We start from the raw sequence: 7,910 nt of genomic DNA, 5'->3' as shown, positions 1-7,910 counted from the left end.
GCTGGTTGGCGTGGGGGGTAGGGGGCGTTCGGAGTCGTTGGCGGGACATCACCCAGGGGGAGCATGAGTTCTACCCAGCCCGACTGTCTCAGGGTTCGGGGTGCTCGGGTGCACAATCTGCGGGGCGTCGATGCCGATGTTCCGCTGCGTTCGCTGGTCGGGATCGCGGGCGTGTCCGGGTCGGGGAAGTCGTCGCTGGCGTTGGGCGTGCTGTACGCCGAGGGGTCGCGCCGGTATATCGAGGCGCTGTCGACCTACACTCGCCGCCGGATGGCGCAGGCGCCGCGGGCGGCGGTGGACTCGGTGGAGCATGTCCCCGCGGCGCTGGCGTTGCGGCAGCGTCCCGGTGTGCCCGGCGTGCGGTCCACCTTCGGTACCTCCAGTGAGCTGCTGAACGTTCTGCGGCTGATGTTCTCGCGGCTGGCCTCGCACGTGTGTCCCAACGGTCATCGGGTTCCGCCGACGATCGATGTGGCGGCGGAGGTCGCGTTCGCGTGTCCTGTCTGCGGTGAGCAGGTGCATCCGCCGGGCGCGGAGGACCTGTCGTTCAACTCCACCGGGGCCTGCCCCCGCTGCCAGGGCATTGGGGTGGTGCGCACGGTGGACGACGCGGCGCTGGTCCCGGACCCGTCCAAGACGCTGGAGGGCGGTGCGGTCGTTCCCTGGCGGATGTTCGGATTCAACGTCCAGCCCGACATCGCACGCGAGTTCGGTGTGCGCACCGATGTGCCCTGGAGCGAGCTGACCGACGCCGAGCGGGAGATCGTGCTGGACGGGCCGGAGGAGAAGAAGCACATCACCGTCACCAGCAAGAAAGGGGTCCACGACCTCGACTTCACCTTCCGCAACGCGCGGCTGACGGTGACCGAGGAGCTGAAGCGGGCCGACACCGACAAGCGGCTGGCCAGGGTCGGCCGCTTCCTGCGCGAGGGCACCTGCCCGGACTGCCGGGGCAGCCGCCTGAGCCCCGCCGCGCGGGCGCCTCGGATCGGGGAGCGGAACCTGGCCGAGGTCACCGCGATGACCCTGGACGACGTGCTGGCGTGGGTCCCCGGCGTCGCGGGCACCCTTCCCGCCGACATGCGGGACATGGCCCGGTCGCTGGCCGGCACGCTGGTCGAGATGGCGCGGCGCCTGGTCGAGCTCGGCCTCGGCTATCTCGCGCTGGACCGGGCCGGGGCCACGCTGTCCACCGGCGAGCGGCAACGCGCGCAGCTGGCCCGGGCGGTCCGCAACCGCACCACCGGTGTCCTCTATGTCCTGGACGAGCCGTCCATCGGCCTGCACCCGGCCAACGTCGACGGACTGCTCGGTGTGATGCGCGACCTGCTGGCCGACGGCAACTCGGTCGTCTTCGTCGACCACGACGTGCAGATCCTGCGCGAGGCGGACTGGCTGATCCAGCGCGGCCCCGTGGACGACGCCCTCGCCGAGACGGCCGCCGCCGCGGCCTGCGCCGCCGCGCTGAGCGGCGTGTTCGCGCCCCCTGCCGACCAGGCCCCCTGACCGCGGACGGACATCCCGCCGCGCCGACCCCGGAAGGACCCGGAATGCGCCACGACATCGAGTTCGACTCCGCCGGAACGACGCTCCGAGGCTGGCTCTACACGCCGGACGGGTGCCCGGGCCCGCATCCGGCCGTGGTCGTCACCCACGGCTACGGCGCCGTCAAGGAGCAGTACACCGACGACATCGCCGAGGCGCTCGCCGCGTCCGGGCTCGCGGTCCTGCTGTACGACCACCCGTCGTTCGGCGCCAGCGACGGCGAGCCCCGCCAGGAGGTCGACCCCTGGGCGCAGATCCGCGGCTACCGGGACGCGATCACGTTCCTGTGCACGCGCGAGGAGGTCGACGCCGACCGGATCGGCGTGTTCGGGTCCAGCTACTCGGGCGGCCACGTGCTCGTCGTCGGGGCCGTGGACCGCCGGGTGAAGTGCGTCTACGCGCAGGTCCCGGTGATCAGCGGCGGGACGAGCATGTCGCGGTTCATCCCCACCGAGGCGCTCGCCGAGGTCCGCCGGACGTTCGACGCCGACCGGCTCGCCCGGTTCCGCGGCGAGGCGCCGGCGATGATCCCGCTGATCACCGAGACGCCCGGGGAACTCGCCGCGCTGCCCGACCGCCCGACCTACGAGTGGTACAGCACGATCGAGCCGGAGCGGCTGAAGACCTGGCGCAACGAGGTCACCCTGCGCTCGGTGGAGATGACGGCCGAGTACGAGCCGGGCGACTACATCGCGCGCATCACGCCGACGCCGCTGCTGATGGTGGTCGCCGACCGGGACATGCTCACCCACAGCGACCTCGCGTTCGCCGCCTACGAGCGCGCCCTTCACCCGAAGCGGCTGGAGGTCCTGCACGGAGACCACTTCGCCGTCTACGGCAAGGACAGCGAACGCGTGCTCGCGCTCATGACCGCGTTCTTCCACGAGCACCTCGGCGCCGCGGGCTGAACGGCCGGCTAGCCGCGGCGGGCGCGGTACTCCTGCGGGCTGGCGCCGTGCTCGCGCTTGAACGCGGTGCTCAGCGCGAACGCGGTGCCGTAGCCGACCTGGCGGGCGATGGCGTCGAGCGTCGCGTCGCTCTCGCGCAGCAGGTCGGCGGCCTGCGCGAGGCGGACGCCGGTCAGGTACGCCATGGGCGGCTCGCCGATCAGCTTCGCGAACCGCTGCGCGAGCGCGGCGCGGGACACCCCGACCTTCGCGGCCAGGTCCGCGACCGTCCACGGATGCGCGAGGTCGGCGTGCAGGAGGCGCAGCGCGGGGCCGGCGACGGGATCGCCGTGGGCGCGGTACCAGCCGGGCGCCGCGGCGTCCGGCCGGGAGAACCAGGCCCGCAGCGTCGCGATGAGCAGGAGGTCGAGGAGCCGGTCGAGGACGATGTCCTGGCCGGGCTCGTCCTTGCCGATCTCCTCGCCGAGCACGTCGACGAGCGGCGACTTCCAGGTGTCTCCGCGGACGATCGCGATCGGCGGCAGCGCGGACAGCAGCCGCTGCGTCACGGCGCCGCGCATCTGGTAGGTGCCGATCAGCATGACCGCCGTCCCGGTGGGGTCGTTGCCCCAGGCGCGGACGCCGAGGTCCATCGCCTCCGCCAGGCTCGTCCCGTCCGGGGTGGTGCAGCGCTGCCCGGGATGGATGACGATCTGCGGTTCGGTGCCGGGGGCGTCGCTGACGGTGTACGGGTCGGGCCCGCGGAAGATGACCATGTCGCCGGGGCCGACGCGCTGCGGCTCGCCGTCGTCGGGGACGAGCCACGCGTCGTCCCTGACCATGGAGAGCAGGGTCAGCGGCGCCTCGTCCTGGATGCGGATCGACCAGGGCGGGGCGAGGGTCGAGCGGAGCATGAACGCTCCCCGGGCGCGGGGCCCGTCGAGGAGGTCGGTGAGAGCGTCCACGACGGCCAGCCTAGACGCTCGCGTATGAAGGCGAGCTTCTCAACGATGGTCGCTGAAGTCGCCTCGCTGTTGACTCAAAGGCATGACGAATACGGAGAACGGCCTCACCCTCGTCCTCGGCGGGACCGGCAAGACCGGCCGCCGCGTGGTGGAGCGGCTGGAGGCCCTGGACGTCCCGGTCCGGATGGGCTCGCGGTCGGCGTCGCCGGCCTTCGACTGGGCGGACGAGGCGACCTGGGCGCCCGTCCTGCGGGACGTCGGGAACGTGTACCTGTCCTACTACCCGGACCTGGCGGCGCCCGGCGCCCCCGAGGCCATCGCCGCCTTCACGGCGAAGGCGGTGGAGGCGGGCGTGCGGCGCGTGGTCCTGCTCTCCGGGCGAGGTGAACCCGAAGCGCGGGAATGCGAGGGGATCGTCCAGGCGTCGGGCTTGGCATGGACGATCGTCCGGGCCAGCTGGTTCGCGCAGAACTTCAGTGAGGACTACTTGCTCGACCCCGTCCGCGCAGGCGAGGTCGTCCTCCCCGCCGGCGACGTGCCCGAGCCCTTCGTGGACGCCGACGACATCGCGGACGTGGCCGTCGCGGCGCTCACCCAGGACGGCCACACCGGTGAGACCTACGAGGTGACCGGTCCCCGCGCGCTCACGTTCGCCGAGGCCGTCGCCGAGATCGGACGCGCGGCAGACCGCGAAATCGCCTTCGTCCCGGTGAGCGCGGACGACTACGCGGCGGCCCTCAAGGAGCACGGCCTCCCCGGCGAGGTCATCGGCTTCCTGACCTACCTGTTCACGACCGTCCTCGACGGCCGCAACGCCCGGCCCGCCGACGGTGTCCGGCGGGCGCTCGGCCGCGCGCCCCGCGACTTCGCCGAGTACGCACGAGAGGCCGCTGCCACCGGCATCTGGAAGGAATCGGAGTGACAATGAGAAATGCGCTTGCGGGGGTTTCGGTGACCCTTTCCCTCATCATGGCGGCCGGCATGGCCGGGACGTTCTTCGGCTTCTCGGCCGGCGTGATGCCGGGCTTGAACGCGGCGAGGCCGCAGTCGGCGATCGATGCGATGCAGGGCATCAACCAGAGGATCCAGAACCCGCTGTTCGTGGCGATGTTCCTGCTGGTCCCGGTACTGGCGGCCGTGGCGGGCGTGCTGCTGCTGATGCTCGACCAGAAGTCGGCGGCGATCCTGTTCTTCGCCGCGGCGGCCGTGTACTTCGTGGGAGCGCTCGTCCCGAGCTTCGCGGTGAACATCCCGATGAACAACGACCTGGACGGGGTGACGATCCCGAAGGACGCGGCCGAGGCGGCGAAGACCTGGTCGGACTACTCCGGCCGCTGGACCGCCTGGAACACGGCCAGGGCGGTCTTCAGCTGGGCGAGCGTCCTCGCCATGAGCCTGGGCGTCTACTTCTGGGGGAAGAGCGACTGAGCGCGAAGAGCGGGCGGGGCTTACGATCTCTGGATGGGCGGCGTCTACGCGATCAGCGACCTGCACGTGGGGTTCCCGGAGAACCGCGCGTTCGTCGAGGGGCTGCGGCCCGCGTCCGGCGACGACTGGCTGATCGTCGCGGGGGACGTCGCCGAGCGGTTCGCCGACGTCGAGTGGACGCTCCGCACGCTGCGCGACCGCTACGCCACCGTGGTCTGGGTCCCCGGCAACCACGAACTGTGGACGATCAAGGATGACCCCGTCCAGCTGCGCGGGGAGGCCCGGTACCGGCGGCTGGTCGACATGTGCCGCGGCCTGGGCGTACTGACCCCCGAGGACACGTACCCGGTCTGGGACGGTGAGGGCGGCCCGGTGACGATCGCGCCGCTGTTCATCCTCTACGACTACACGTTCCGGCCGGACGGGACGTCCACCAAGGAAGAGGCGCTCGAAGTCGCGCACGAGGCGGGCGTCGTGTGCACCGACGAGGTGTACCTGCATCCCGACCCGCACCCCACGCGGGACGCCTGGTGCGACGCCCGCATCGCCTACACCGAGAAGCGCCTGGCCGCGCTGGAGCCGGGGACGCGGACCGTGCTCGTCAACCACTGGCCACTCGTCCGCGAACCCACCCGCGTCCTCTGGTACCCGGAGTTCGCGCAGTGGTGCGGCACCGAGCGCACCGCCGACTGGCACGAGCGGTTCCGCGCCGCCTCCGTCGTCTACGGGCACCTGCACATCCCCCGGACGATCTGGACCGGCGACGTCCCGCACATCGAGGTGTCGGTCGGCTACCCGCGCGAATGGCGCAAGTGGCGCGGGTCGCCGCGCGGCCCGCGCGCCATCCTGCCCGTCCCGGAGACGAGCTGACCTAGCGGTTTCCGGGGGCCATCCCGGCCGCGGCGAGCGACAGCAGCCGGCCGGCCGCGTCCGGTTCCCGCTCGGTGACCGCCGCGATCGCGCCGGTGAGCCACAGGACGTCCGCGAACGCCGTGTCCTTGGGCGCCTCCCCGGCCTGCTGCGCGCGGGCGAACAGCGCCTCGCCCGCCTCGCACATCGCCCGCCGCGACGGCGACGGCTCCGGGCGCTCGTCCCGCAGCGACACCACCGCCGAGGCCGCGAGCCCGCGGAACACCGTGACCTGGGACACGAACGCCCGCAGCCACGTCATCAGCGCCTCGCCCGGAGCGGGGGAGACCAGGAGGTCGCGGGCCGTCCCGGCGAGTTCCTCGTAGACGCCGGCGAGCAGCGCCTCCAAGAGGTGCTGGCGGGTGGGGAAGTGGCGGTAGAGCGTCCCGATGCCGACGCCGGCGGTGCGGGCGATGCCCTCCAGGGACGCGTCGGCGCCGTCGCGCTGGAACGTCTCGCGGGCCGCGGCGAGCAGCCGCGCCCGGTTGCGGCGCACGTCGGCGCGCACCGCGCGGGCGGGGGCCTTCGGCGTGTCGTCGCTGGTCACGTGAGTCGTCGGTCCTTTCCCGGCGGGTACGGGCCTGCGGCGATTCGGGGGGATCCGCGGCTTTGGAACGGTCCCTAGATACTAGCCGCGCCGGCCCGCCCGGCCTGCGCCGGGAGGGGGCGGCCCGCCGCGGACGCCACCGCGGCGGACCTGCGCCGACCTCAGGAGGCGCCGGGGGAGAGGGGCAGCTGGATCCGCCCGCCGGCGGCCCGGAACTCCGCGGCCTTCTCCCGCATCCCGGCGGTGAGCGCGGCGTCGCCGTCCAGCCCGCGCTCGTCGGCGTACCGCCGGACGTCCCGGGTGATCTTCATCGAGCAGAAGTGCGGCCCGCACATCGAGCAGAAGTGCGCGGTCTTCGCCGGCGCCGCCGGGAGCGTCGCGTCATGGAACGCGCGGGCGGTGCCCGGGTCGAGGGACAGGTTGAACTGGTCCTCCCAGCGGAAGTCGAACCGCGCGTCCGACAGCGCGTCGTCCCACACCTGCGCGCCGGGATGCCCCTTGGCCAGGTCGGCGGCGTGCGCGGCGATCTTGTAGGCGATCACGCCGGCCTTCACGTCGTCGCGGTCCGGCAGCCCGAGATGCTCCTTGGGCGTGACGTAGCAGAGCATCGCCGTCCCGTGCCAGCCGATCATCGCGGCGCCGATCGCGGAGGTGATGTGGTCGTAGCCGGGCGCGATGTCGGTGGTCAGCGGGCCGAGCGTGTAGAACGGCGCCCCGTCGCACCACTCCTGCTGCCGGTCGACGTTCTCCTTGATCTTGTGCATCGGGACGTGCCCGGGCCCCTCGTTCATCACCTGGTTCCCGTACTCGGCGGCGATCCTCGTCAGCTCGCCCTGCGTGCGCAGCTCGGCGAACTGCGCCTCGTCGTTGGCGTCCGCGATCGAGCCGGGGCGCAGGCCGTCCCCGAGCGACCAGGTGACGTCGTAGGCGGCGAAGATCTCGCACAGCTCCCGGAAGCGCGTGTAGAGGAAGTTCTCCTCGTGGTGCGCCAGGCACCACGCCGCCATGATCGACCCGCCCCGCGACACGATCCCCGTCCTGCGCCGCGCCGTCAGCGGCACGTACCGCAGCAGCACCCCGGCGTGGACGGTCATGTAGTCGACGCCCTGCTCGGCCTGCTCGATCACCGTGTCGCGGAAGACCTCCCAGGTCAGCTCCGCCGGGTCGCCGCCGACCTTCTCCACCGCCTGGTACAGCGGGACGGTCCCGACCGGCACCGGCGAGTTCCGCAGGATCCACTCCCGCGTCGTGTGGATGTCCTTCCCGGTGGACAGGTCCATGATCGTGTCGGCGCCCCACCGGGTCGCCCACGTCATCTTCTCGACCTCGTCCTCGATCGAGGAGACCACCGCCGAGTTCCCGATGTTCGCGTTCACCTTCACCAGGAAGTTCCGGCCGATGACCATCGGCTCGATCTCAGGATGGTTGACGTTCGCGGGCAGCACCGCCCGCCCGGCCGCCAGCTCGTCCCGGACGAACTCCGGTCGCACGCCCTCCCGCAGCGCCGCGAACTCCATCTCCGGCGTGATCTCGCCCCGCCGCGCGTATGCCCTGTCTCTTATACACATCTGACGCTGCCGACGAAGAGGAAAGTGGAGACCCCGGAAGGCACAGTACAATTAAAAAAAA

At 72.0% G+C, this 7,910-nt stretch carries 7 protein-coding genes; 5 read left to right on the top strand and 2 right to left on the bottom strand.

The genetic code is table 11. From position 1 onward, the window contains the following. Positions 1-108: 108 nt before the first annotated feature. Together HUX53_RS30840 and HUX53_RS30835 are read left to right on the top strand one after the other, a co-directional pair. Positions 109-1,506, top strand: a complete 1,398-nt coding sequence (locus HUX53_RS30840) for a hypothetical protein (protein WP_309237515.1) — start codon at positions 109-111, stop codon at positions 1,504-1,506. A gap of 44 nt (positions 1,507-1,550) precedes the next feature. Next, positions 1,551-2,453, top strand: coding sequence for an alpha/beta hydrolase (locus tag HUX53_RS30835; protein WP_176406733.1), 903 nt, complete (start codon positions 1,551-1,553; stop codon positions 2,451-2,453). Between the two features lie 8 nt (positions 2,454-2,461). On the opposite strand, the gene HUX53_RS30830 is transcribed toward HUX53_RS30835, so the two are convergent. Further along, positions 2,462-3,397: an AraC family transcriptional regulator gene (locus tag HUX53_RS30830; protein WP_176406732.1), complete on the bottom strand. Its 936-nt coding sequence runs from the start codon at positions 3,395-3,397 to the stop codon at positions 2,462-2,464. A gap of 82 nt (positions 3,398-3,479) precedes the next feature. On the opposite strand from HUX53_RS30830, the gene HUX53_RS30825 reads away from it, so the two are divergent. The 3 genes from HUX53_RS30825 to HUX53_RS30815 are packed head-to-tail and all read left to right on the top strand — an operon-like array spanning position 3,480 to position 5,695. Continuing rightward, positions 3,480-4,319, top strand: a complete 840-nt coding sequence (locus HUX53_RS30825; RefSeq protein ID WP_176406731.1) for an NAD(P)H-binding protein — start codon at positions 3,480-3,482, stop codon at positions 4,317-4,319. A 29-nt stretch (positions 4,320-4,348) separates the two neighbouring features. After that, entirely contained in the window at positions 4,349-4,825 is a 477-nt protein-coding gene (locus tag HUX53_RS30820) for an anthrone oxygenase family protein (protein ID WP_309237514.1), read from the top strand. A gap of 33 nt (positions 4,826-4,858) precedes the next feature. Beyond that, positions 4,859-5,695 (top strand): metallophosphoesterase, encoded by an 837-nt coding sequence (locus tag HUX53_RS30815; RefSeq protein ID WP_176406729.1) that lies wholly within the window; start codon positions 4,859-4,861, stop codon positions 5,693-5,695. A gap of 1 nt (position 5,696) precedes the next feature. Here the strand turns inward: HUX53_RS30815 and HUX53_RS30810 are convergent, their stop codons facing one another. After that, positions 5,697-6,281 carry a TetR/AcrR family transcriptional regulator gene (locus HUX53_RS30810; protein WP_176406728.1) on the bottom strand — a complete coding sequence of 195 codons (585 nt, stop codon included), beginning with the start codon at positions 6,279-6,281 and terminating at the stop codon, positions 5,697-5,699. Positions 6,282-7,910: the final 1,629 nt, after the last annotated feature.

The sequence above is a fragment of the Actinomadura sp. BRA 177 genome, assembly GCF_013372625.1.
Taxonomy (GTDB): Bacteria; Actinomycetota; Actinomycetes; order Streptosporangiales; family Streptosporangiaceae; genus Spirillospora.
Note: the sequence above shows the minus strand (reverse complement) of the source record. Positions and strands in the feature narration are given on the sequence as shown.